The organism is Balneolaceae bacterium, from assembly GCA_034521495.1.
Lineage (GTDB): Bacteria > Bacteroidota > Rhodothermia > Balneolales > Balneolaceae > Rhodohalobacter.
Genome location: JAXHMK010000009.1, coordinates 100,339 through 124,577 on the forward strand (window position 1 = coordinate 100,339; position 24,239 = coordinate 124,577).

Below are 24,239 nucleotides of genomic sequence, written 5' to 3' on the forward strand. Positions count from 1 at the left end.
CTTAACCTATAGGCCACAAATTTGGTATGTCTGAGATTTTACGTTTGTGTTTACCAACCCGGCGAGATTTGAAAGCCAAAGTATCCGCTTTTATCCGGCCGCTGGAAAGGAATTGCGTAGTATAGTTCTGCAACCAGGTAGCCCAGGATATTTACCCTGGCACTCAACCCTGTACTGAAGACGGGAACATTATCAGAGGTTTCATCTGTAGTCCATCGAAAGTCCGGGCTTCGTGAGTTCGACCAAGCCAATCCGCCGTCAAAAAATGCAGAAAGAGTGGTTGGAATGGTTCTGGATCGAAACAGCGCAAGATCTTCAACTCCAAGTATCGGCATCCGTAGCTCAGCATTGGCAATGGCAAGCCGGCTTCCGAAGAGTCTGTCGAATTCGGGACAACTGTTCCCGGCTGAGTCTCGGCACTCCCGGGCGGAAAATGATCCGATGTTATATCCGCGAACAAACCGTTCATTTCCAAGAAATATCGGGTTTAAACGGCCATCTTCTGCATCGGAGGCATATCGTCCGTAGTGAAGAGCACGAAATCCGAGTGTGAGCGGTTCAAAGTAGAAATATTTCCTGTAGTCGGCAGTTGCAGTTAGGTAACTGAGTGAACCAAAGGTCTGTTCAGCTTCCAGCCGCATCCGGTGGCCCTGGATCGGGCCGGTAAATGCAAAAATTGAATTGTCACTTACATAGGCAGCCGAGCTGGTAAAGAGGTTTAAAGGATCTGGTTCGTCGATTGCGGATTCGGTGGTTTCCCGTTTGAAAGGAATTCCGCGACCCGAAAAATAGATCTGTTCTTGTTCAAACTGGTACCAGAGATGAGTCCAGCCGCCGGAAAATTCAAACCGTTGCGTTTGCGAAAGCGGATACTTACCCAGGGCATTTACCCGTTCACGAAAAATTCGCTGATTCAAACGGATGACTGACTCAGGAGCAACAACAGGTTCTCCGTCTACCCTGGTAGTATCGTTTCTGGAAATTCCGGTTCGGGTACTTCTATAGGTTTGATGGGTGATAGATCCACCCCAGATAAATCGATTATCCTGATTGAGATATGCAACCTGTCCTGCGATATCTTTTAACCGCCCCTGTACTCGTAATGAGGTTACAAGCTGATGCTGATTTAACATATCGCTAAAGCTCGCTGTAACACCACCGGCAACTCCAACCCCGAATTGATTGGAAACTCCTGCCCCGGCACCACCGCTGATTCCATCTAAACGAAGAGTAGGCGTATAATCGGAAACACCAAAAGAGGTATCATCCGGGAGATCAGTCATGGGATTATTCAGATACATCTGTACGATCTGGTTGCCCTGTTGGCCCGAGCCTGGAAGCTGGCCAGATTCAACAATGGCAGATTCACCAGATAGTGGAACGTCTTGTTGCTTCTCCTCACTAATTCGGTGAATTTTGTAATTGGAATCATTAAATACGGTAGCCATCATCTCCCCGGTATTTGATGCCACAGTGAGAACAGGAGAAAGTTTACTGATCCCGGAAATGCCGGTACTAACATTTGTAACCCGGTATCGCTGACCAGTTTCAAAATCAAACCGAAAAATATCGCTGAATCCCTGGTAATCAGAGATATAATACAGAGAAGACCCATCTTTACTGTATTTCGGATTGATATGCTTGGCGTTTTCAAAAGATGGAATCATTCGAATTTGTTGAGTACGGAGGTTTAGTTCAGCGATTTTCATGTTGCCAAAAATCATGTTCTCCAAATCCGTCTTACTTCCCCGGTCCGTCACAAAAGCTATTCGTTCACTATCGGGTGACCAGGTAGGCTGCAAGTCTGAATGACGATCCTGTGTAACATTTCGGAGTGAATCGGTTTCAAGATTGTAGATATAAAGATCGGTATAACCACCATCCGAACCTGAGAAGGCTATTTTGCTTCCATCGGGCGACCAAGCCGGATTGGTAATGGCATCTACATCACCAAAACTGAGTTGCCGTTCTACTTTCCCGTTATGAATATTGATCAGAGTGATCTGGTTATCGCCTTTAGAAAATACAACTGCGGCAAATGTATTGTTATCCGGAGACCAGCTGCCAGAAGATTCGATAAATCGAAGAGCACTCAGGTGCGGATCTGTAATTGTAGAGGTTAATTTTCGAATAATCTCACCGGTTTTGGCATCAGCAAGAAAGAGTTCAATCGAAAATAAATTTCTTTCTGAAATAAATACCACATATTCGCCATTCGGACTGAGTGAGGGAGAAACATTGATACTACCGGTATCTTCCTTTTTACCAAGAATCGGTTCCCCAACTTCTTCCGGGTGGGTACGATTTTTGATATCATCAGAATACTTTTCCCGAATAGAATTTTGCCACAGTGTTGAAACCGAATCCCGTGAGATTCCCAGCACTTGTTTAAAACCTTTTTCAAGCCCTTTTTGTGCCGACCTTACATATAATTTCGAAACAGCCTGGTCTCCCCACTGGCCGGCGATATAGGTCCAAACGGAGTGTCCATATCGGTAGGGGAAATACTCTTGCGGATTGGAAAGATCTTTAATGGAGGGCAGATCATCATTCAAAAGAGCACTTCGCATCCACATAGCAGTATGGGTGTCTTCGGCTCCAACTGATAAGTACTCTGCCATTCCCTCAATGAACCACAAAGGCATTTGGCTGGTTGCACGGATTCCGCCAATCTTATCCTGGCGTGCAATATCGTACTGAAATGCATGCACAAGTTCATGGCCAAGAACATGATTGGTACTGCTGTTCGCCTCAGCAAATGGCATAACAACCCGGTTCCGAAGGCCTTCCGTTACACCGCCGGTGCCGACACCTACTTGAGGTACAATATTATTTTGCTGAAAATCGGCATGATTGGCATAGATAATTAACGGATTTTTGGATTTCAGGGAGTGATCAAGTGTTACCGAATGGCGTTTATACCAGCGTTCAGCCAGAATGCCGATATCTGCTGTTGCCTCAGCTTCTTTGGGATAATGATAGATATCGAAATGTTCGGTATGAAGTATTTTATAATTAAAATTTTCATACTGAACATTATTTCGGCCAAAATACTGGGCCTCCGCAGAGAAGGGAACTAAGATGAAAATTATTGCTAAACTTGCCAGGAATAACTTTCGAGAAATCATTTGTAATGATCGAATGAATTTTAAAAATTCAAGTTTTATATCATATTACATAATGATTTCACCTTCAATTAAGTTCCTGTAAAATAACCACTTAAATACAGATAGATACGTATAAGAGAGAAGGATTTTTAAAAAAATTGAGATGCATGGGTTTTACAACCTGCCATCCCGGATTAAAAATCTATTTTTTACTTCTGAGCATCATCTCCTGGATCACTCTGTCAAGTGGAATCTCTTTTTCAACGAGAAGAACAAGCATGTGATAAATTAAGTCTGCTGTTTCGCCAATCAGTTCAGCATCCTTTTTGTTTTTCGCAGCGATGATGGTTTCAACAGCTTCCTCACCTAATTTTTGAGCAATTTTGTCGATCCCCTTTTTGAATAGTTTTGTGGAGTACGATCCTTTAGGCTTTTCAATTCGCCTGCTGACAAGTAATCGTTCGAGGTCGTATAGAAATTCAACTTCTTCTTTGGTAGCCATATCTGTGTTTTAATTAATAATTCGTACGTTAATTCCTTCTTCTGCCATTTTAGCCTTAAGATCTGAAATTTCAATCTCCCTGAAATGAAAAATGCTGGCGGCTAACACTGCATCTGCGTTGCCAATTAGAACAGCATCGCAACAGTGCTGAATGGTACCGGCGCCGCCACTTGCAATCACGGGAATGGAAAGGCGTTTATTCGCTTCTTTAAGTAATTCAAGGTCAAATCCGGATTTTGTTCCGTCGCGATCCATGCTGGTTAACAAGATTTCGCCGGCTCCAAGCTGTTCGGCTTTTTCCATCCAGTCAAGTGCATTCAGGCCGGTTGGTTCAGATCCACCTTTCACAAAAACTTCCCACGAATCGTCATCTGGTCGTTTTTTGGCATCTACTGCGGCAACAATCGCCTGGAAGCCAAATTCGTCGGATGCGCGGGTAATCAAATCCGGATCACGAACAATTGCGCTGTTTAACGACACTTTATCTGCACCCGCTTTTAAAATTTCTTCGATCTCTTCGACTGATTTGATTCCACCCCCTACGGTAAACGGAATATTGATATGCAATGCGATATCTTTTACCAACTTAACAAGCGTTTTCCGTTTCTCTTTGGTGGCAGTAATATCAAGAAAAACAAGTTCGTCTGCACCCTCTTCGGTATATCGCTGGGCCAGTTCTACAGGATCACCGGCATCCCGAAGGCCGACGAAATTCACCCCTTTCACGGTCCGGCCGTTTTTAATATCAAGGCATGGTATGATTCTTCTTGTTAGCATAATTTAGAAGGTGTGAAGATAACAGATATTTTGATTGAAAAGAATGTTTTCTGTGGATTCTGTGGTGTAGGTTATGATTATTTCATTCAAATAAAAAATCGTTGTGGGTGAGCTTCCGGCGGTGGCAATCCCCAAACTATTGATAGGGGATTTCAAAAATCTATGTGAGAATTTAAAAAAGAAGATCATTTGGTTATGAGATTGCATGCTGCTAACAATGGTCGTTAGAGGCGTCGTAGCGATGTCAGAAACATCACTTGATAACAAAAGTACATAGGTACATCATCAGAAGCGGGTGTATAGATAACAGAGGTCATCAAAAAAAATAAAATATAAAATATCATTCTGCAGGTAATGACGTTCTATCAATAAATCAAATCAACCATGAACATGAAGATTAAAAAACTGCTGATTTTGACTTTTTCAACCATTCTCATCGCGATATTTTTTCTCACCTGCCAATCGGATGTAACAGGTCCGGGCGACAGTAGTGGTGAACTGCCAAGAGAGCTTACCGCTTCAGAAAAACAACTTGTAAAAGCGGATCAGTCGTTCAGCTATGATATTTTTCGCCAAACCGTTTCGTACGATAATGAGGAGGAGAACCTGTTTATCTCTCCGTTAAGTATTTCTACCGCCCTGGCAATGACGTTAAACGGAGCAGAGGGAGAAACACTTGCCCAGATAAAAGAAGCCCTTCATTTGAGCGGAATGGAAATCGAAGAGGTAAACCAGGCGTTTCAATCACTTATTGAGTTGTTGGTTTCTGTTGATCCTAAAGTGACCATGAAAATTGCAAACTCAGTCTGGCATGAGCAGTCTTTGCCGGTAAAAGATGATTTCCTGCAACGTTTAGAAGAATTTTATAATGCCGAGGTTGCCGGGCTGGATTTTCAGGATCCGGGATCTGTGGATACGATCAACCGTTGGGTGGATGATAAAACCGAAGGAAAAATTGAGAAAATTCTCGATGAAATTCCTGCCGAGATGGTGATGTACCTGATAAATGCGATCTATTTTAAAGGAGACTGGCTCAGTAAGTTTGATAAGGATGATACCCGTAAAGCGGATTTTCATCTCGAAAATGGGGAAACCGCGGAGGTTGATATGATGAGCCAAAAAGAGAGATTTGCAGCTTATTTTTCTGAGGACGTTCGGATGATTGAGCTGCCATATGGAGACAGTTTGTTTACCATGAGTGTGCTGATGCCGGGTGATCCGGAAATGCCTCTCGATCAATTTATTGAAGAAAAAGTAACATATAAAAACCTGTCCCAATGGAGATCAAATTTGCACGTTTCAGAGGTTCCACTGGAACTTCCAAAGTTTGAGATGGACTATGAGATTACCTATAACGACATTCTGAAATCGATGGGCATGGAGCAGGCTTTTAATGAGAATTTAGCTGATTTCTCAGGCATCGCAGACGTCTCACCACAGAATCTCTATATCAGTGAGGTGAAGCATAAAACGTTTGTCAGCGTTGATGAAGAGGGCACCGAAGCTGCTGCTGTAACTTCAGTTGGTGTTGGAGTTACGTCTTTGCCACCATCCATGGTTGTAAATCGGCCGTTTGTGTTTATTATCCATGAGAGAGAAAGTGGCACGAATCTTTTTATGGGTAAAGTGAAAGATCCGTCCGTGTTGTAAATCAATTTAAAGACCCGAAGGTATGTTTTATTTAAACCAAGTATAAACTATGGTTTAGTTGAACATTTTCCGGGAAAGTTGACGTTATTAAAATGAACGTCAATCATAAAAGGAGGATCAGATATGGATAAACCGTCAACATGTCCGCAATGCGGAGCAACAGCAGTTGATACTTGCCAGATGGAAGAGCAAAAGCAAGATGACTGCATTCGAGAATAACGGATAAATTATTTAATTAAAAGCCGTCCTGATTAGTGGGATGGCTTTTTCTTTTTGAAATTGAGTTGTGGATAATCAAATCTCCGATAGTTCTTCAAGGCCAATCTTTCCTTCGTAATATGCTTTCCCCACAACTACGCCGTATATATCCAGTTCTTTAAGTTCGTTTAGATCTTCTATTTTTGATACCCCTCCTGATGCTATCCAATTCAGTTCAGGAAATTCGTCTTGAAGATCTCTGTACATTTCAATATTGGGCCCGCTCAGCATTCCATCCCGCGCAATATCGGTGCTTAGAACGGTTTGCAGCCCGGCATCAAGCATTGGTTTTATAAACTCGCCGATGGATTGATCCGATGTTTCCAGCCAACCCCCGTAAGCCATTTTTCCATCCTTCAGGTCTAAGCCAAGAATCATTTTTTCAGGATAATTTTTGATCGCCTGAAGCCACTCTTTTGGTTTTTTTACCGTCATGGAGGAGCAGATTATACCACTTAATCCGGCATCTAAAAGCAGTTCTATATCTCCTTGAGATCTGACTCCACCCCCGGTTTGAACGGACAATTCCAGTTCATTAATGATCCGTTTGATGATCAGCAGGTTCTCAAACTTCCCACTTTTAGCCCCGTTCAAATCCACCACATGGATGTGAGAAAAACCAGCTTCCTTAAATTTTGAAGCTTCTTCTATAGGGTTGTCGTTATAAACTGTTTTCTTCTGATAATCTCCTTTCTGAAGGCGTACAACCTGACCGTTAAGCAGGTCAATAGCGGGAATAACTTTCATAGATAATTTTAAATTTTTACTTAACGAAAGATCCGCGAAGTCTTAGAAGACTTCGCGGATCTGACTAAATTTTACAGGCAATTAGCCGTCAGACCGCTCAAAGCGGTCAGACGGCTCTGTGATTAACCCACCATATCCAAAAAATTCTGTAGTAACAGCGAACCCACCTGGCCCGATTTTTCCGGATGGAACTGAACACCAATAAAATTATCTTTTGCTGCAACAGCTGTAAAATTTTGAATATAGTTGCATGTAGCCAGTGTGCATTCACTTAGTGGAGCATAATAGCCATGCACGTAGTAGAGAAAATGTTTCTCCTCAATTCCTGAGAGAAGATCGTGTTTTTTAATCGATTCGAATCGATTCCACCCCATATGCGGAACTTTAGCTTTTGTAGAATCAAACCGTTTAAGCCGGCCGGGAATAATGCCAAGAGCTTCGCAATTGCCCTCTTCGGATGATTCATAGAAAAGCTGCATTCCCAGGCATATTCCTAAAACAGGCTTTTTTGTATTTTTCAGCCAGACGTCCAGATCTTTGGATCGCAAGTCGTCCATTGCTGCAGCGGCATGGCCTACTCCGGGGAAAATGATTGCATCTGTATTGTCAAGTTTATCCGTATTGTCCGAAATAATGTAATCAGCCTGAAGCCTGTCCAAGGCATTCGAAACGGATGCCAAATTTCCCGCTTGGTATTTTATAATTCCTATCATTTCTCTGAGTGAAAAGGCAAAAGTGAAAAGTGAGAAGTTTTATACAGCGATGGCGCAAACGTCTCGTTTGTGCCCGATAAGATGTGGCACAAGTAAGATGCTTGCGCCATCCAGAATAACCAAGATGTTTGCACAATCCACAGTAAATGTACCACAGCAGAGCGGTGGAACGAGTTAAGGTCACAAGCGGGACGCTTGCGCCATCCAAGAGAAAAGTCATTCTGAGCTTGACTCAGAATCCCCTTTTGCGTTAAAGCCAGGAGATCCTGAATCAAGTTCAGGATGACACTAAATAAATCATTCATCTTTTGCCGTCTCACTATAAACCTAAATTGTTCCTTTTGTAGTTGGTAAAATTCCTTTGATTCGTTCATTGCGGCTCACAGAAAATCGCAGTGCTTTCGCGAACCCCTTAAAAATGGCTTCAATTATGTGATGCTCATTTTTTCCATCTGCTGAAACATGGAGGGTGGCGCGTGCGTTCATTGCCAGCGAATAAAAAAAGTGCTCCAGCATCTCCGTTGGAAAATCGCCAACATACTCCCGTTTCAGATCAACATCCCATTGCAGGTAGGGTCTGTCTGACAAATCAATAGCAACAGTGGCCAGGGTTTCGTCCATCGGCAGAGCAAACCCGTAACGCTGAATTCCGGCTTTATTATCAGAAATTGCTTTTCGAATGGCCTGACCCAGGGCGATAGCGGTGTCTTCAATTGAGTGGTGCTCATCCACTTCCAGGTCTCCATCACACCTGATTTCCAGATCTACTAATCCATGTCGCGCAATCTGTTCCAGCATATGATCGAAAAACTTCAGGCCGGTATTGATCTCACTCTGACCCGTTCCATCGAGGTTTATAGAAACAGAAATGTCGGTCTCTTTCGTATTTCTTTTGACGACCGCCTTACGGCTTGGAAATAAAATACTATGGCTCAATGTAGCCCAGTCGGCAGCTTCTTCAACAAGCAATTCACCTTCGATAAATTGGAAAGATTGCTTTCGCTGAATTGATCCGTCAGCACTTTCAGCACTAAAATCACCCACATAGATCTCTTCATTTTCGATCAGTTTCTTCTGTTGATCCGATAAGAAACCGGTATCAAATGAAAACTCGACATCATGTTCCTGCAGATATTTTATCGAGAAAAGCGCACCGGGCGGGAGTAAAGAGTCGGAACTGTTGGTTAGAGCAGACTTATCAATCCATATTTTCACGAGAGTACCTCCTTCAGGGTTTTAAGGAAACGAATATTTTCATCCGGCATTCCAATTGTCACGCGCAGACAATTTTCGCACAGGGGTTCATTTCCCCGATAGCGAACAATCACACCTCTGGCGGCAAGTTCCCGATAGATTTCTTCCGCATTCTGAATTTTAAAAAGCAGGAAATTTGCATCAGACGGATACACTTTCTCAACCTCTTCTGCGTGTCCCAACTGCTCAGCTACATACTCTTTCTCCTCAATAATTTTTTGAATATTGAACTTCATCAACTCCATATTATCAAAAGCATCAAGGGCGGTTTTAGCCGTCAGTTTGTTGATGTTGTACGGGGCCTTCACCTTCATCATGTAGTTGATGATTTGCGGATTTGAGATCGCAATTCCTAACCGAATTCCTGCCAGCCCATAAGACTTTGAAAATGTTTGCAGCACCACCAAGTTTGGATACTGCTGAACCAAGCTCGCCATCGACTCTTGCCCGCTGAAATCAATGTAGGCTTCGTCAATAACCACAATGCCAGGAAACTGGGTAACAATTTTGAGCAGGTCTGTCTGCTTCATACTGTTAGCTGTGGGGTTGTTGGGCGAGCACAAAAAGAGAACTTTGGTTTGTTCATCAGCCGCTTCAATAATTTTTTCCGGCTTCAACTGAAACGATTCCGTTAAAAGAACCTCCTTTACATTCAGATCATTGATATTGGCCGATACCTTGTACATGCCATATGTAGGCGGAGTTGTAATGATCGAATCTTTTCCGGGTTCACAAAAAATCCGCATGATCAGGTCCACCGCTTCGTCACTTCCCACACCTAAAAAAATATTTTCAAAATCGACCTGGCGCCATTCCGCAATCTTCTTTCGCAGTGCATCTTGAGTTGGAGTAGGGTACCGGTGCAGTTCAAGATCATTTCGAACCGGTGAGCCAAGACTATTTTCGTTGGCATCCAAAAGGAGGCCCTCTTCAAAGTCATCGCGGGCACTTCGGTACGGCTTCAAATTTCTGATGTTTGGGCGAACAAGGCTATCTATGTCGATTATTTCGGGCTTTTTATTTTTTGTTATTTCGGTTTAAAACTCTCCTCTTGAGAGGAGACAGATGGAGGAGCGTTCAGCGTAACCATCAGAGGTGTGTCGACCGTGCCGAACACACCCCTAAATCCCCTCTCGAGAGGGGACTTCTATTTCTACTCCTTCGATAATTTCTTCAATCTTAAACTCACTGCTTGTTTATGTGCATCCAGGCCTTCCAATTCTGCCAATGTTTCAACAGTGGGGCCAAGATCCTTTAATCCTTTCTCAGAGATTTTCTGAATGGTAATAAATTTCTGGAAACTGTTTAGTGAAACTCCGCTGTACATCCGGGCATATCCGTATGTTGGTAACGTGTGATTTGTTCCGGAGGCGTAATCTCCCATGCTTTCCGGTGTCCACGGGCCTATAAAAACGGATCCCGCGTTGGTCACATTTCCAGCAAGTCGGTCGGCATCTTTTGTGTTGATGATCAGATGCTCAGGAGCGTATCGATTGGAAAAATGGATCGCTTCATCTGAATTATCAACCTCTAAAATAAAACTGCTTTCAATGGCTTTGGATGCAAATTCTTTACGTGGAAGATCCTCAAGCAGACGATCCAGGTTATCAGAAATTGCTGAAATATTAGTCTCTTTTGTGGCAACCAAAACGGCTTGACTGTCAGGGCCATGTTCCGCCTGTGATAAAAGATCGATGGCTGCAAATTCAGGATCGGCTGTTTCATCAGCAATGAGTAACACCTCTGAGGGACCGGCGGGCATATCAATAGAAACCATCGCTTCACTGTTTTGAAGGATCATCTTCGCAGCGGTTACATACTGGTTGCCCGGACCGAAAATTTTATCCACTTTCGGTATCGATTCCGTACCAAATGCCATCCCCGCAATGGCCTGAGCACCCCCCGCTTTCACAATTACTGATACGCCGGTTTTTTGGGCTACGTAGGCAACTGAATCGGGAATCTTTCCTTCTTTATCCGGGGGAGTGGCAAGCACAATTTTTTCACAGCCGGCAATCATCGCCGGTATACAGAGCATCATAGCAGTAGATGGAAGCGGAGCTGTTCCGCCCGGAATATACACACCCACCCGCTCAATTGGTTTTGCAACACGCCGGCAGATAACACCTTGCTGTGTTTCCACTTCAATATCATTCGAAATCTGTTTTTGATGAAACTTCGAAATATTGTGCATCGCCCGGTCTAAAGCGGCTTTTACATCGTCAGACAGATTGATTGGAATGTCACTCGGATTGATGGCTAACAGATCGAATTCAACACCATCAAATTTTTTGGTGTATTTCCGAATTGCCGAGTCTCCTTTGGTCTCAATATCATTCAGAATTGGCTGTACCTGTCCAAAGACCGACTTGAAATCCATTTTCGGCCGCCGGCAGAGAGATTCAATTTCAGATTCAGAAAGTTGGTTGTAGGTATATATTTTCATTGCATTAGTCTTGAGTTCCGAGTCTTGAGTCCTGAGAATCTAATGACTCAGGACTCAAGACTCATATCTAAAATCAAGCGATCATACTTTCAATTGGCAGCATTACAATTCCTGTGGCGCCAGCTTCTTTGAGCCGTTCCATTACATCCCAAAATGTAGATAACGGAACAACAGTATGGATAGCCACCATTCCATTATCGGCCAGTGGCATCACCGTTGGGCTTTTTAGTGAAGGTATAATTTCTTTGATTCTTTCCACCGATTCCTGTGGTGCATTCATCATAATATACCGGCTTTTAGCCGCTTTTTGATATCCTTCAATTCGCTGGAGGATTTTTTCAATAAGTTGTTGTTTGCCTTCGGAAAGAGGCTTATTCGTTTTAATAAGCTGAGTTTCAGAATCAAAAATATTAATGATCTCCTCAAGGCCGTTTGCTTTTAATGTGTTTCCGGTGGAAACGAGATCGCAGATAGCATCGGCAATTTCCAGCCGGGGTGCAATTTCAACCGATCCGGAGAGTGTAATTACTTTTACATTCACGCCCTTCTTTTCAAAAAATCGTTTGGTGATTCCGGGATAACTTGTTGCAATTTTTTTTCCGGCAAAATCTTCCGGTTTTTTGATGGCGCTGTCTTTAGGAACTGCCAGAGATAACCGGCAAACGCCGTAATTCAATCCGCGGAGGATCTCAACATCCACCTGGTCTTCCTCAACAACGTTAGCCCCGACAAAGCCAAGATCGCAAATGCCGTCTTGTACATATTCGGGAATATCGTCATCACGGATCAAGAGGAGTTCAACATCGAAATTGAGACATTTAACGAGCAGGCTTCGTTTATAATCGTCGAATTTTAAGCCAATGCCCTCCAAAAGGTTCAATGTTTTATCGGTCAGCCGTCCGCTTTTTTGAACGGCAATTCGTAGTGATGTAGTAGAATCGAGAGTTCTCATAGGTCAAAAAATGGTCTATTAATACAGAAAATTAAATTTAAAAAGATGAAGTAAAGCTGTTGCGCGAAGAAAGGGAAGTTTAATGCACAGCATGTTCGTGGCTACCATGATGGTGGCCGAAATGATAAGAGGTATGTAATTTGTTTGTCAACACGATTGTAAATTATGGATTTCAAAAATGGAATTCCAATACAATGCAAGAATAGCAGACGGTTAGTAGATTGATGAGTTAAATTCAGGCATAAAAAAAGCAGAGTATCACTTCAAAACAGCCTTTTGCTTTGATGAACACCCTGCTTATTAACTAAAAGTAAAATTTTCGGATCTACTCCTCGTCTTCGTCGAGATTAATTACGCCAAGATCGGTTGTGTCTGGCGCTGTAACATCTACATCGCTAATAATCTCATCGGAATAGCCTTCTTCTGATGGATTGATGGCGACATTATAAGAACCGGATAACAATCCAACCAATCTGAATTCGCCTTCAGCATCAGCACGGGTACCTGCAACGGTATCAGTACCGGCAATGGCATAGACCCAGGGGAGGGATTCAGCGGGTTCAATACTTCCTTCAATGGCACCGGTTTCAGCAAATGCAACTGCACGAATAACCGGTTTTAAAAGAAACTTCCCGGAATTTCCGGCTTCAATAATAGAACGGGAGGCATCGAAATCCAGCAGAAGTGTGTACACCTGTCCACCCTCTATCTCTGCATTTACATTCAGTTTTAAACCAGATTGTTGAGCACTTGGAGTATCAAGAGAATGTGTGACCCCATTTTTGACGACCTCATTATCGTCACCCAGAATAAGCCTGATCTGGCTGTACATTCCTTCATCAAGATCGGTTTCGCCAAGTACTTCAAGCTTACCATTGGTGAGATCAAGAAGGTTGACTTTTTTAGGTTCTTCGCTGATAGTAATCCAACCGTCATCGTCGTCCTCAATCTCCTCATTTTCACTGCGATGAATTCGTACCTCCTGAATATCAATCCAAACGGCTTCATAATTTCCGGGGGCATCTGTCAGATAGACTTGTAGTGTACCTCTGGTGGAATTTGAGTTTCCGTTATCGGCAACATCACATGAGGTGAGCAGAAACAGAGTAAAAAGTAGTAGTGTAGCAATTCGTGATATCATATTTCTCAGGTTTTTCATAAAATAAATTCAATTAATGAAATCAAAAAAACTTTTAAATGTTCCTGAGTTTTTTTAACTGAAAGTTTGGCATCAACTTAATCAGGCATATTGATGTGAAAGTGCCGATCCGCAAAATTCAGAAACTGTATCCAGTCATATAATTTCAGATCATGTTCTCCATTTCGAATATGGTACGCGGCATAGGGATTGTCCGTCGGGTTATTTATCGCCGGCATTCGTTCATTCAGCGGAACGGAAATCCCATAGATCTTCTCATATACCTCGGATGCATGGAGGAGCGACTCATACATTCCCTTTGGATCAGCCCACTGGTCATCCTCGGCAGCGGTGATATACAATCCTCTTGGGGCGATTGTACCCAGAAGCATATGCTGATCAAACGGCAACTCCGATTCATTTTGATTGAATGCTTCAAAATTGGGGGTAAACCAGTACGGGAACCCATTATTTATGATATCTATTGTCTCTCCGAATTTACGTTTTGAAAGTGCCGCGCCCACTGCACCGGATTCATTTGCTACAATAATACTCCATCTCTCGTCATTCGCCCCGGTCCAAAGAGCCGCTTTACCGCCTCTGGAATGTCCCACAAGCATCGACTTTTTGTGATCAATATCATCATCCGTTTCCAGGTAATCCATTACGCGCATTGCACCCCAGCCCCAGGCGGAGAGCCCCATCATTCCATCTTCCTGGCCGATTTGTTCGGGATAAAGTGTTTCGAGAAGATCTTCGGCATATGTATCAGGATCATCATCAGCCACATCTTCCACATTAAAAACCGCGGCGGCATATCCACGCTCAAGAATCGTTTCAGCCGGCCAGAAATCTTCCTTTGCTTCCCGGGTGATATCCATATTTTCAGCTCCCCGATGATTCATCAGTAATGTAACCGGTACAGGATAATCTGCATGATTCGGAATGAGAAGATTGAGCCGAATCGGTAAAGAGTTCCCATTTCTGGAGACGATAATATCCACCTCTTTTGCAGTGGCTGTGCCGTCAATCGCCGAGCTGTTTTTGCTGACCACATTGAATTCGATGGAATCAAAATGATTCGGCATTTGGCCGTATACATGCTCGGCAAACATGTTGACAATTTCTGCTCGTCGTTGATACTTCCACTCATTGATGGTTTTGACAGGTTCACCCGAGGTAGTTTCGAGAATTTTTGGCAGAGTAAAATTTGGGACGTTGGACTCATCGTAATTAGCTTCTTCCTGCGCATTAATTTGATGAGCGAATAGAAATAAAATAAAAAGTGTTAAGACGGTAATTTTCATTTATGATGGCTTATTTTTGGATTATAATTGGGTTGTTCCAGAAGTTGATCTTACTCTTTCAATTTAATACTCATGAACTTATCTGCAAATATTAAAAATATCGAAAGGTTCATGAAAAGTTATGTATTGTTTTTTGAAGGCATTATTTTCGGTGAGATAAGTCACCAACCAAAAAAAGATTATCATGAAAACCGTTGCACAACTTACCTATATACCCCTTTACACCGATCACCCGAAAGAAAAAGTACAAGACCTGATAGAGTTCGTTGCCCAACATGATGTAGAGGTCGATATCAACTACCTGTCCACGAGCGTGAAGGGGGATACAGATGTTGTTTTCGACCTGATTAGGGAAATTTACGATACCATGACTCTTGAAGATGAAGCCTTTCGTTTTCATGTGGAGCTGCTAAGCCCGACGGAAGATTAATTTCAGAGTTGAGAAATGAGACCTGAGATGTGAGAAGGCAAAACGCAAAAGTGAAAAGGCACATGTGAGACGTCATTGGGTGGAAACGACAGCGATGAAGCTGCAATTTACAATCGTAAAGATGACCTTACTCGAAATCATATTTGAGGATTGGCGAACTTCATTCAATTTGTTAGCTCCGCTTGCAATGACACATTTACTTCTCACGTTTCACTTTTGCCTTTTCACTCAAACTAAAAGAGATAACATTTCGCTGTAATGACCGTTTCGAATTTGTATATTTAAGGCTTCAGTAATTTTAGTCTTTTTCTTATTTGAATGAAGAATATTCGGAACTTTTGCATTATTGCGCACATCGATCATGGCAAATCTACGCTGGCCGATCGTCTGCTTGAACGCACCGGCACCATTAGTGAAAGAGAGATGCAGGAACAGGTTCTCGATGATATGGACCTGGAACGCGAGCGTGGAATCACTATTAAAAGCCATGCCATCCGAATGGATTACAAACGTCCTAACGGAGAAGTAGTAACCTTCAACCTGATCGACACACCGGGTCATGTTGATTTTTCGTATGAGGTGTCTCGTGCCCTGAAAGCATGTGAAGGTGCATTGCTGGTAGTGGATGCCGCGCAGGGGATTGAAGCGCAGACTATTTCGAATCTCTACCAGGCACTTGACCAGGAACTGGAGATTATACCGGTTCTCAATAAGATTGATCTTCCCGGTGCAGATATCGAAGGCGTGGGACAGCAAATTGTAGATCTGATCGGTGGGACACATGAAGAAATTTTGCATGTATCTGGTAAAACCGGTGAAGGAATTGAGGACCTTCTGGAGGCGATTGTTGAACGAATTCCGCCTCCTAAGCAGGAAGTTGACAAACCTCTGAAAGCATTGATTTTTGATTCCATTTTTAACACCTACCGTGGCTCTATCTGTTATGTTCGGGTGATGGAAGGTGTTCTCGAAAAAGGAGAGGGCATCACGTTTATGGCGACTAAAAAGGAGTATGATGCCGAAGAGATCGGTTACCTGAAGCTGAAAAAGGAGAAAACGGATAAACTGGAAGCCGGTGACGTTGGTTACGTGATCGGGAGTGTAAAATCTCTTCAGGATGCAAAAGTGGGGGATACAGTTACAAATACGAAAAACAAAGCAGATTCTCCCATCCCCGGTTATAAAGAAGTGAAACCGATGGTGTTTAGCGGAATTTTTCCTACCAACTCAGAAGATTTTGAAGATCTGCGGGGAGCACTTGAAAAACTTCAGTTAAATGATGCATCTCTTTCCTATCAACCCGAAACCTCGAAAGCACTTGGTTTTGGTTTTCGGGCGGGATTTTTGGGACTCCTTCATATGGAAATTATCCAGGAACGGCTCGATCGTGAGTTCGATATGGATATTATTACCACAGTCCCCAATGTTCGGTATGAAATTGACCTTGAAGACGGAGAGCGAATCAAAGTAGATAACCCCAGCGAAATGCCGGAGGTCGGTAAAATTGATTCCGTTTGGGAACCGTATATCAAAGCGAGTATCCTAACGCCGGCGGATTACATCGGGCCTATTATGTCGCTCTGCCAGGATCGGCGGGGAGTTTACGTCAATCAACACTTTATGCAGAACAACCGCGTTGAGATAACGTACGAACTGCCGATGGCCGAGGTGGTGTTCGACTTTCTACGATCGGCTGAAGAGCGGAACACGCGGATATGCATCGCTCGATTATGAATTTTTGGAATACCGAAAAGGCGATCTGGTACGTTTGGATATTCTGTTGAATGGCGACCAGGTGGACGCACTCTCGAGCATTACGCACAGGGATAAAGCGTACTACCTGGGCCGCAAGATCTGTGGCAAACTGAAGGAACTTATTCCGCGACAGCAGTTTGAAGTAGCAGTGCAGGCGGCAATTGGATCGAGGGTGATTGCCCGCGATACAATTCGTGCACTGAAGAAAGATGTGACTGCCAAATGTTATGGCGGCGATATCTCCCGAAAACGAAAACTCATTGAAAAACAGAAAGAAGGTAAAAAACGAATGAAACAAGTGGGATCGGTTGAAATTCCCCAGGAAGCGTTTTTGGCTGTACTTTCAATGGATGAAGAAGATTAAATCATTAAAAACATATGATGAGAAAGTTATTTTTAGTTGTTCTTTTTCTTTTTGGCTCGGTCTCAATTGCCTTTGCTCAATTTGAAGATCCCGAAATTGTAAAAGTTGAACCATCTGAAAAGAGCCAGTTCGAAAATCGATTTAGCGATATTAAATGGACCGGCCAGGGGCTATACAATCCAACTACAATAGATAGAATTCCAACCATTGAGCTCCGGTCACGATTGCAGGCTGTGTTTGGGGAACCAACTCAAACCATTGGAGATCTTATTAACGAGCAAAACTTCCGTCCCGGAAAGGCGATCCAGTTTGAGTATTGGTTTGTGGTAGACGGCCAGATGCCGCTGATGATTTTGGATCTTGATGGACCATTTGAAAATGGGCTTGTATATGTAGGAGCCAGCCGTTTTATTGATTTGATGCCACAGGTAAAACGAACGTTAAACAGACTTTTAATGAGTGAACAGGGCGATCCGGTAGAATTTCAGGATTATTTTTACTCGCCGGAGCGGAAACAATGGTACCTTGTTCAGTACGAAGACGGCGAATTCCAGCGGGATATGATCGACCGTCCAACATTTAACTAACAGTGTCTCTAAGAAAACGTCAATCTCTGCGTTTCGCTTCGCGGGATAAAAGAGGAGCACTCGCCCCAAAAATGCTTCCCGAGCAGTCGGGACGTTTTTTTGGGACTTCGTGCGCCTTGATCTTGACGTTTCCTTAGGACACTATGAGTTTTCTTACAAACACTAACTAATTTTTAGACATTGAAAAACAATAAAAGCTCTTCGGGGAAACGGTCAGCGAGATCGGAACGAAGAAAATCAGAAGAGACAAAAGCAAAACATTGGGCAAAAGAGTGGCTGGACGCGCTGATTTGGGCGGGTATAGCTGCCATTATTCTACGCACATTTTTCTTCGGAGCCTACCGAATTCCTACCCCAAGTATGGAAAAAACCCTTCTTACCGGCGACTTCCTGATCGTAACAAAGCTGGCATATGGTCCGCGAACACCGATGACGCTTTCTGTTCCATTTACCGATATCTATATGCCGGGCGTAAACTTGCCCTGGACTCGAATTCCTGGTTATACCGATATCAAACGAAATGACATTGTGGTATTCAACTACCCGATTGATGTAGCCCCGATCTCCGTTAAAACCAATTACATTAAGCGAGCAGTTGGGGTACCGGGTGACCAGTTACGACTTGATGACAAAGTACTTTACGTGAATGGAGAAGAAGCTGAAACGTTTGATACATATATGTATAACTATCGCGTGGATGTTCGGGAACGAATTCGCTTAAGCCCCTCAAAAGTACGAGAAGCCGGAGCTGAAATTGTACAGAATGGGAATGGATTTCACATCATAAATATGACGGAACAGATCGCATCTGAACTGCGCGAATGGCCGGAAATTGATAATGTTCAGAAGTTTGTATTACCCGATGATTACGACGGCTTTAGCCGACGCGGATTTAATTTTTCAGACGGATTTGCCAACCATGATAATATGAAGGAATTTACTGTTCCCGCTGAGGGAATGGAGATACAACTTACGCCGGAGAACTGGCATATCTATGAAGATATACTTCTTCGATACGAGCGAAATTTGGTTGAGCGAAATGGCGATCAGTTTATCATCAACGGTGTTGAGACCAACAGCTATACCATCCAGCAGGATTACTATTTTATGATGGGAGACAACCGCGATGACAGTGAAGACAGCCGCTATTGGGGTTTTGTACCGCAGGATCACGTGATCGGTAAGGCCGGAATTATCTACTTCTCATGGGATGGCGAAAACTGGCTGCCTCGATTTAATCGAATTTTTGATCTGATTCATTCCTAAACTGTAAGAAGGTTTTGCAAAATTCTGACCGTCATTCTATACTTGATTCAGGATCTCCAGATACTGGCTATAAAGACGAATGGAGAATCTGAATCGAGTTCAGATTGACCAATAACCACGGTTTTGCATAGCCCTCTGTAAATGACTCAAAAGTCATAACAGTTAGCTTTCTTGGAGATTTACATCTTGTTTGTAAACAGTAACGCCAACTCTCCTGATATGATCGAGTAGTTCAGGATTGGTAATATTGTGAAAAATGGACACATCGAACTTCCAGGGAAGCAGAAGGTCATCCAGTTCATTTTCAAGCCTCAGCTGATCTTTTGTAGTGATCTCTTCTCCTTTCAAAACCAGATCGATGTCTGAAGCCTCTTTGTGTGTACCTTTCGCCCTGGAACCATAAAGAATCACCTCTTCAATCCGATCATTTTTTTTCACGCAACTGATAATTTGATTCCAAATATGTGGCTTCAGGCCGTATTTCATTTCAGGTTTTCCATTTTTCTATTAAATGAATCAAAAAGGTTGAAATAAACATTTACGATGTTTTCTGCGATCTCCTGAGCGGTTGCTTCATTGTACAGATGTGCTGTTTGATTTCGGCTTTTAATCATCTCCATCCAACCTTCTCCCTCTGAAATAATTTCCTTTTGAAACGATTCCCTGATAGCATCTCTTGAGCCTGTTATGCCTGTAATTCCCTGAAATTCAAGGTAATCTTTCATTACTTTCCAGGCTAATTCATAGGTATACTCAAATCTTTGAATAAGACCTTCTTTTTCTAAGTCTGTCAGCTGACCCAATGTTTTGTTCTCAACGACTTCGGCAAGTTTGCCAAATGCTTTTTGATAATTTGAGAATCGTTGTTTCCATCGAATATCTTGATCAGGCATTGTATCTTTTTTTATGATAGAGTTTATTCAATTTGCTCATACATTCCAATAACATCAACTATTACTGTAAAATGAAAAATAGAATGAATGAAAAAACCCGCTGCGAATGGGCCGAAGGCCAGTTTGACGAATACATCCAATACCACGATGAAGAGTGGGGTGTGCCGGTTCATGATGATCAAACGCATTTCGAATTTTTGATATTGGAGGGAGCCCAGGCCGGGTTGAGCTGGTCCACGATTTTGAAAAGAAGAGAGGGCTATCGACAATCCTTTGCCAATTTTGATCCGAAGAAAGTGGCCAAATTTGATGAAGAGAAAATCCAGGAACTGCTTCAATTTGAAGGGATCATTCGTAACAAACTGAAAGTTCGGTCAGCCGTAACCAACGCTCAAAAATTTCTCGAAATCCAGGATGAATTCGGCAGTTTCGACGAGTACATCTGGCGATTTGTCGACGGAGAGCCGATCGTCAATCACTGGAAAAGTTTGAAAGAAGTTCCGGCCACAACTAAAGAATCCGACGCCCTCAGCAAAGACCTTAAAAAGCGCGGGTTCAAATTCACGGGAAGCACCATTATGTACGCTCACATGCAGGCTTGCGGCCTGGTCAATGATCATACTGTGGATTGTTTCCGGTATGAAGAACTGGTAGGTTTAGCATAGTTAGTTTCTGATTAACCTGAGTTCAGGTTAAGAACGTTGAAGATGAAATCCCCTCCTATGATTAGGAGGGGTTAGGGGAGGTAGAAAGGAGATTTAAACTTTAAAACAAATGTCTGTTTCTCCGTTGGAAGCCTTTGGTGCAACCACCCCTAAGTGAGGCTGTCCAAAAAGGATGTGCTTTAAGCATATAAACTCAATTTTGTCATGCCGGACCCCGATCCGGTATCTCCAAGCATAGTTAAAGAGTGGAGATTCTGAATCGAGTTCAGAATGACATCCTTTTTGGATAGCCTCATTTTTCCATATCAATTTTAATATTCTTATGCCGAACACACGTTTTTTAAAATGATGCATGATGGAATATCGAATTAAGATAGTGTACTGCACCCAATGCCGATGGCTTCCCCGAGCCTGCTGGATGGCCCAGGAACTGCTGACCACGTTTGAACAAGAGTTGGATGAAGTGGCGTTGGCTCCGGGAACCGGCGGTACATTTGATATTTTCCTCAACGGTGAGATGATCTTTTCAAGAGCTGAAAAAGATCGTTTCCCGGAATCGAAGGAATTAAAGCAATTGGTTCGGGACCAGATTAATCCCAACCGTGATTTGGGGCACAGCGATCGTTAAAGTGTTCTTTTATCAACGAAATTAGGTTAGCCGTCAGACCGCTCCAAGCGGTCAGACGGCTCTTGTGCTCTCAAAAAACTATTCACTCCATGGCGGTACAATTCCATTCATCCGCGCATAGGAGATGGATTGACCCACATGCTCACTCTTATGCGTAATAAGCTGCATCAGCACAGCCTGCCCGTTTACGGTTCTTCCATACATCTCCGTTTCTTCCAGCAGCTTTGACTCAGGCATCGCTCCGATATGTTCTTTTACATGCTCAATGGAGCGCTCCAATATTTCTAACACATCTTCTTTACCGGTAATAGATTCCATATTCTCAACATCCAGATCCTCGGGTGCCGGGATACCAAGCGATTCTTCCAGGTAATAGAAATTGTATCGTGCAATGTGGGTATAAACTTCTTCCACCGAAAAGACACCCTCGTCAGGCCGCCACGAATACAGATCGGCAGGCATTTCTTCAGCCAGCGACAGCACACGAGAGGCATAATTAAAATGTTGATTAAACTGGCTTTTGAAATTATTTGATTCTTGAGCCTGTATCATTTGCGCAGATAAAGCTACAATCAAAAAGGATGATAAAAATATGTTTGCTAATTTTTTCATGAATATCTGATTGGTTTCGAGTTGAGATAATCCTTCAAATACAGCTTCTAATGTAAGAAAGGAAATTACCAAAGATCTATTAACTCAAAATTCATGTGTTAGATCTCCAAAAAACTAAAATTTTTGCCTACTGCCTACTGCCTACTGCCTACTGCCTACTGCCTACTGCGCCTCATATTCACTCTCCACAAACTCAATTCGCCCGGCAATCTCTTCCCATTTGTGCATTAGATCTGTGAGGTCGGTTTTGATCGTTTCATATTCCAGTGAAATCTCTTTTACCTCATCAGAATCATCATAAAAATCGGGCTGTGCCATTATCTCTTCGATCTCAGCTTTTCTTTCTTCCATCGTTTCTACTTTACTCTCAATGGTTTCAAGACGTTTTTTAAGCGGTTTGAGTTTTTTAGAGAGTGCTTGCCGTTTTTGAGCCTCAATCCTTCGCTCCTCTTTTCGGCTGAGTTTCTTTGGTTCATCAGATTCTTCATTTGACTCCAAATCAACCGAGTCATCAAACGACTTTTTATCAAGATAATAGCTGATATTTCCAAGCCAGGTTTTAATATGTCCGGGTTGAATTTCAAGTGTTTTATTGACGATGGGATCGAGGAAATCACGATCGTGGGAGACGATCATAAGCGTACCCTCAAACTGATCGAGAGCTTGCTGAAGAATATTTTTTGAGCGCATATCCAGGTGGTTGGTCGGCTCATCAAAGATCAAAAAATTACCGGAATTCAACAGCATTTTAGCCAGGGCAAGACGACTCTTTTCACCGCCGGAGAGCACTCCAACTTTTTTAAAAACATCATCTCCCTGGAAAAGAAAACATCCCAAAATGGTTCTGAGCCGGGTTTCCGATTCTCTCGATCCAGCCAGTTGCATCTCATCCAGAGCAGTGTTTTTTGGGTTCAATTCTTCCGCTTGATGCTGGGCAAAATATCCGGGTGTTACATTGTAGCCCAGCTCCCGTTTCCCGGAGGTTATCGGCTCAAGCCCTGCCAGTATTCGAATCAACGTTGATTTCCCGGCACCATTCGGCCCCACAACTGCAATCTTATCCCCGCGCTCTACTTCATAATCGATGCCATCGAATACGGTATTCTCTCCATATTTTTTAACAACATCTCTGAGTTCAATAACCACCTGCCCGGATCGATCAGGCGGCGGAAACTGAAATGTAATTTCCGATTGCTCCTCTTCAAGCTCAATCTTCTCCATCTTTTCAAGTTGCTTGATTCGGCTCTGTACCTGTTTTGCTTTGGAAGCTTTATACCGAAATCGGTCGATAAACTCTTCAGTTTGTTTAATCTCTTTCTGCTGATTTTCATATCGTTTTTTCAGCAGTTCGAGCTCCTCCTCATGTTTTTTGGTGTAATAGGAATAGTTACCGGCATAATCCTTCAGATCTCCGTGCTGAAATGCCAGCGTCCGGTTTGTCACGCTGTTCAAAAACGCTTTGTCGTGCGAAACGAGAATGACAGCTCCATCATAATTATTCAAAAAGTTTTCGATCCAGCGTAGCGATTCAATATCCAGGTGGTTGGTCGGCTCATCCAAAAGCAGATAGGTAGGTTGTTTGAGGAGAAGTTTCGCCAGTGCAATTCTCATCAGCCAACCACCGCTGAACTCAGTTGTGGGACGTTTAAAGTCTTCTTCATGAAAGCCCAATCCTTTCAATACACGCTCAATATCAGCCCCGAGAGAGTAGGCATCCCTGTTTTCAAGTTTATGCTGAACAGTTCCAAACTCTTCCAATGCCTGGGCATGTTCCTCAGAATCTGACGAATAGGAGTTCATCTTTTGCTGCAGTTCGGTCTGGCGATCTTTTAATGCAAGGATCTCTTCAAAAACCCGTTCAACTTCTTTAAAAACTGTCAGATTCGGATCGGGTTCCACACCATCCTGTGGTAAGTATCCCACTGTATCTGCATTTCCCATTTTTACATTGCCACTGTCGGGATTCAGTTCGCCTGCAATAATTTTCAGCAGTGTAGATTTACCCGCACCGTTGGGACCAACCAGCCCGATTCGTTCTCCTTTATTAATTGTGACGGAAAGGTTTTCAAAAAGTGTATGTTCACCGAAGTGCAGCGATAATTTATCGAGTTGTAACATTCAGGTCTTGAAGGGTTCAAAAATACAGTGGACGTAAAAATAAGAATCAAATTGGAAGGGAAATAGATAA

The 24,239-nt window shown here is 43.0% G+C and carries 23 protein-coding genes; 8 read left to right on the top strand and 15 right to left on the bottom strand.

The genetic code is table 11. The features are described from left to right. Positions 1 to 50 precede the first annotated feature (50 nt). The 3 genes from U5K72_05390 to hisF all read right to left on the bottom strand — a co-directional run bounded on the left by U5K72_05390 (position 51) and on the right by hisF (position 4,386). Positions 51 to 3,128, bottom strand: a complete 3,078-nt coding sequence (locus tag U5K72_05390) for a basic secretory protein-like protein (GenBank protein ID MDZ7718238.1) — start codon at positions 3,126 to 3,128, stop codon at positions 51 to 53. Between the two features lie 181 nt (positions 3,129 to 3,309). Further along, positions 3,310 to 3,609 carry a phosphoribosyl-ATP diphosphatase gene (gene hisE, locus U5K72_05395; GenBank protein MDZ7718239.1) on the bottom strand — a complete coding sequence of 100 codons (300 nt, stop codon included), beginning with the start codon at positions 3,607 to 3,609 and terminating at the stop codon, positions 3,310 to 3,312. Between the two features lie 9 nt (positions 3,610 to 3,618). Further along, positions 3,619 to 4,386: an imidazole glycerol phosphate synthase subunit HisF gene (gene hisF / locus U5K72_05400; protein MDZ7718240.1), complete on the bottom strand. Its 768-nt coding sequence runs from the start codon at positions 4,384 to 4,386 to the stop codon at positions 3,619 to 3,621. Positions 4,387 to 4,776: 390 nt separating this feature from the next. Between hisF and U5K72_05405 the strand changes: the two genes are divergently transcribed. Then, complete coding sequence (locus U5K72_05405; GenBank protein ID MDZ7718241.1) at positions 4,777 to 6,036, top strand: serpin family protein; 1,260 nt, start codon at positions 4,777 to 4,779, stop codon at positions 6,034 to 6,036. 294 nt (positions 6,037 to 6,330) lie between these two features. On the opposite strand, the gene hisA is transcribed toward U5K72_05405, so the two are convergent. The 8 genes from hisA to U5K72_05445 form a co-directional block, all read right to left on the bottom strand. Next, complete coding sequence (gene hisA / locus U5K72_05410; GenBank protein ID MDZ7718242.1) at positions 6,331 to 7,041, bottom strand: 1-(5-phosphoribosyl)-5-[(5-phosphoribosylamino)methylideneamino]imidazole-4-carboxamide isomerase; 711 nt, start codon at positions 7,039 to 7,041, stop codon at positions 6,331 to 6,333. Between the two features lie 122 nt (positions 7,042 to 7,163). Next, positions 7,164 to 7,754, bottom strand: a complete 591-nt coding sequence (hisH, locus tag U5K72_05415; GenBank protein MDZ7718243.1) for an imidazole glycerol phosphate synthase subunit HisH — start codon at positions 7,752 to 7,754, stop codon at positions 7,164 to 7,166. 327 nt (positions 7,755 to 8,081) lie between these two features. Continuing rightward, positions 8,082 to 8,969 carry an imidazoleglycerol-phosphate dehydratase HisB gene (hisB, locus tag U5K72_05420; GenBank protein MDZ7718244.1) on the bottom strand — a complete coding sequence of 296 codons (888 nt, stop codon included), beginning with the start codon at positions 8,967 to 8,969 and terminating at the stop codon, positions 8,082 to 8,084. Further along, a complete protein-coding gene (hisC, locus tag U5K72_05425) occupies positions 8,966 to 10,039 on the bottom strand; it encodes a histidinol-phosphate transaminase (GenBank protein ID MDZ7718245.1) in 1,074 nt (357 codons plus the stop codon). The genes hisB and hisC overlap by 4 nt, the downstream gene beginning before the upstream one ends. A gap of 122 nt (positions 10,040 to 10,161) precedes the next feature. After that, complete coding sequence (gene hisD, locus U5K72_05430; protein ID MDZ7718246.1) at positions 10,162 to 11,454, bottom strand: histidinol dehydrogenase; 1,293 nt, start codon at positions 11,452 to 11,454, stop codon at positions 10,162 to 10,164. A 73-nt stretch (positions 11,455 to 11,527) separates the two neighbouring features. Then, complete coding sequence (gene hisG, locus U5K72_05435) at positions 11,528 to 12,406, bottom strand: ATP phosphoribosyltransferase (protein MDZ7718247.1); 879 nt, start codon at positions 12,404 to 12,406, stop codon at positions 11,528 to 11,530. Positions 12,407 to 12,731: 325 nt separating this feature from the next. Further along, positions 12,732 to 13,547, bottom strand: coding sequence for a DUF4382 domain-containing protein (locus tag U5K72_05440; GenBank protein MDZ7718248.1), 816 nt, complete (start codon positions 13,545 to 13,547; stop codon positions 12,732 to 12,734). A gap of 95 nt (positions 13,548 to 13,642) precedes the next feature. Beyond that, on the bottom strand, positions 13,643 to 14,851 hold the full coding sequence (locus U5K72_05445; protein ID MDZ7718249.1) for a hypothetical protein: 1,209 nt from the start codon (positions 14,849 to 14,851) through the stop codon (positions 13,643 to 13,645). A 184-nt stretch (positions 14,852 to 15,035) separates the two neighbouring features. On the opposite strand from U5K72_05445, the gene U5K72_05450 reads away from it, so the two are divergent. The 5 genes from U5K72_05450 to lepB all read left to right on the top strand — a co-directional run bounded on the left by U5K72_05450 (position 15,036) and on the right by lepB (position 19,253). Then, positions 15,036 to 15,281: a YkoF family thiamine/hydroxymethylpyrimidine-binding protein gene (locus U5K72_05450; protein MDZ7718250.1), complete on the top strand. Its 246-nt coding sequence runs from the start codon at positions 15,036 to 15,038 to the stop codon at positions 15,279 to 15,281. A 318-nt stretch (positions 15,282 to 15,599) separates the two neighbouring features. Next, complete coding sequence (gene lepA, locus U5K72_05455; GenBank protein ID MDZ7718251.1) at positions 15,600 to 17,015, top strand: translation elongation factor 4; 1,416 nt, start codon at positions 15,600 to 15,602, stop codon at positions 17,013 to 17,015. 4 nt (positions 17,016 to 17,019) lie between these two features. Beyond that, on the top strand, positions 17,020 to 17,400 hold the full coding sequence (locus U5K72_05460; GenBank protein MDZ7718252.1) for a hypothetical protein: 381 nt from the start codon (positions 17,020 to 17,022) through the stop codon (positions 17,398 to 17,400). A gap of 14 nt (positions 17,401 to 17,414) precedes the next feature. Next, positions 17,415 to 17,987 (top strand): hypothetical protein, encoded by a 573-nt coding sequence (locus U5K72_05465; GenBank protein MDZ7718253.1) that lies wholly within the window; start codon positions 17,415 to 17,417, stop codon positions 17,985 to 17,987. A gap of 180 nt (positions 17,988 to 18,167) precedes the next feature. Further along, on the top strand, positions 18,168 to 19,253 hold the full coding sequence (lepB, locus tag U5K72_05470; protein MDZ7718254.1) for a signal peptidase I: 1,086 nt from the start codon (positions 18,168 to 18,170) through the stop codon (positions 19,251 to 19,253). A 162-nt stretch (positions 19,254 to 19,415) separates the two neighbouring features. Here lepB and U5K72_05475 read toward each other — a convergent pair whose 3' ends face one another. Together U5K72_05475 and U5K72_05480 are read right to left on the bottom strand one after the other, a co-directional pair. Then, positions 19,416 to 19,739 carry a nucleotidyltransferase domain-containing protein gene (locus U5K72_05475; GenBank protein MDZ7718255.1) on the bottom strand — a complete coding sequence of 108 codons (324 nt, stop codon included), beginning with the start codon at positions 19,737 to 19,739 and terminating at the stop codon, positions 19,416 to 19,418. Beyond that, positions 19,736 to 20,146 (bottom strand): nucleotidyltransferase substrate binding protein, encoded by a 411-nt coding sequence (locus U5K72_05480; GenBank protein MDZ7718256.1) that lies wholly within the window; start codon positions 20,144 to 20,146, stop codon positions 19,736 to 19,738. Before U5K72_05480 ends, U5K72_05475 begins: the two co-directional genes overlap by 4 nt. An 83-nt stretch (positions 20,147 to 20,229) precedes the next feature. On the opposite strand from U5K72_05480, the gene U5K72_05485 reads away from it, so the two are divergent. Both U5K72_05485 and U5K72_05490 read left to right on the top strand, forming a co-directional pair. After that, positions 20,230 to 20,811, top strand: coding sequence for a DNA-3-methyladenine glycosylase I (locus tag U5K72_05485; protein ID MDZ7718257.1), 582 nt, complete (start codon positions 20,230 to 20,232; stop codon positions 20,809 to 20,811). A 352-nt stretch (positions 20,812 to 21,163) separates the two neighbouring features. Further along, positions 21,164 to 21,439: a SelT/SelW/SelH family protein gene (locus U5K72_05490; protein MDZ7718258.1), complete on the top strand. Its 276-nt coding sequence runs from the start codon at positions 21,164 to 21,166 to the stop codon at positions 21,437 to 21,439. A 78-nt stretch (positions 21,440 to 21,517) separates the two neighbouring features. Here U5K72_05490 and U5K72_05495 read toward each other — a convergent pair whose 3' ends face one another. Both U5K72_05495 and U5K72_05500 read right to left on the bottom strand, forming a co-directional pair. Continuing rightward, positions 21,518 to 22,051, bottom strand: a complete 534-nt coding sequence (locus U5K72_05495) for a DinB family protein (GenBank protein MDZ7718259.1) — start codon at positions 22,049 to 22,051, stop codon at positions 21,518 to 21,520. Positions 22,052 to 22,213: 162 nt separating this feature from the next. Continuing rightward, on the bottom strand, positions 22,214 to 24,169 hold the full coding sequence (locus tag U5K72_05500) for an ABC-F family ATP-binding cassette domain-containing protein (GenBank protein MDZ7718260.1): 1,956 nt from the start codon (positions 24,167 to 24,169) through the stop codon (positions 22,214 to 22,216). Positions 24,170 to 24,239 lie beyond the last annotated feature (70 nt).

What these genes read in the sequence shown, in the direction of transcription:
- U5K72_05390 (MDZ7718238.1), bottom strand. Translation starts at nt 3,128, where the DNA reads ATGATTTCTCGAAAGTTATTCCTGGCAAGTTTAGCAATAATTTTCATC.
- hisE (MDZ7718239.1), bottom strand. Translation starts at nt 3,609, where the DNA reads ATGGCTACCAAAGAAGAAGTTGAATTTCTATACGACCTCGAACGATTA.
- hisF (MDZ7718240.1), bottom strand. Translation starts at nt 4,386, where the DNA reads ATGCTAACAAGAAGAATCATACCATGCCTTGATATTAAAAACGGCCGG.
- U5K72_05405 (MDZ7718241.1), top strand. Translation starts at nt 4,777, where the DNA reads ATGAAGATTAAAAAACTGCTGATTTTGACTTTTTCAACCATTCTCATC.
- hisA (MDZ7718242.1), bottom strand. Translation starts at nt 7,041, where the DNA reads ATGAAAGTTATTCCCGCTATTGACCTGCTTAACGGTCAGGTTGTACGC.
- hisH (MDZ7718243.1), bottom strand. Translation starts at nt 7,754, where the DNA reads ATGATAGGAATTATAAAATACCAAGCGGGAAATTTGGCATCCGTTTCG.
- hisD (MDZ7718246.1), bottom strand. Translation starts at nt 11,454, where the DNA reads ATGAAAATATATACCTACAACCAACTTTCTGAATCTGAAATTGAATCT.
- hisG (MDZ7718247.1), bottom strand. Translation starts at nt 12,406, where the DNA reads ATGAGAACTCTCGATTCTACTACATCACTACGAATTGCCGTTCAAAAA.
- U5K72_05440 (MDZ7718248.1), bottom strand. Translation starts at nt 13,547, where the DNA reads ATGATATCACGAATTGCTACACTACTACTTTTTACTCTGTTTCTGCTC.
- U5K72_05445 (MDZ7718249.1), bottom strand. Translation starts at nt 14,851, where the DNA reads ATGAAAATTACCGTCTTAACACTTTTTATTTTATTTCTATTCGCTCAT.
- U5K72_05450 (MDZ7718250.1), top strand. Translation starts at nt 15,036, where the DNA reads ATGAAAACCGTTGCACAACTTACCTATATACCCCTTTACACCGATCAC.
- lepA (MDZ7718251.1), top strand. Translation starts at nt 15,600, where the DNA reads ATGAAGAATATTCGGAACTTTTGCATTATTGCGCACATCGATCATGGC.
- U5K72_05465 (MDZ7718253.1), top strand. Translation starts at nt 17,415, where the DNA reads ATGATGAGAAAGTTATTTTTAGTTGTTCTTTTTCTTTTTGGCTCGGTC.
- U5K72_05475 (MDZ7718255.1), bottom strand. Translation starts at nt 19,739, where the DNA reads ATGAAATACGGCCTGAAGCCACATATTTGGAATCAAATTATCAGTTGC.
- U5K72_05480 (MDZ7718256.1), bottom strand. Translation starts at nt 20,146, where the DNA reads ATGCCTGATCAAGATATTCGATGGAAACAACGATTCTCAAATTATCAA.
- U5K72_05485 (MDZ7718257.1), top strand. Translation starts at nt 20,230, where the DNA reads ATGAATGAAAAAACCCGCTGCGAATGGGCCGAAGGCCAGTTTGACGAA.
- U5K72_05490 (MDZ7718258.1), top strand. Translation starts at nt 21,164, where the DNA reads ATGATGGAATATCGAATTAAGATAGTGTACTGCACCCAATGCCGATGG.
- U5K72_05495 (MDZ7718259.1), bottom strand. Translation starts at nt 22,051, where the DNA reads ATGAAAAAATTAGCAAACATATTTTTATCATCCTTTTTGATTGTAGCT.
- U5K72_05500 (MDZ7718260.1), bottom strand. Translation starts at nt 24,169, where the DNA reads ATGTTACAACTCGATAAATTATCGCTGCACTTCGGTGAACATACACTT.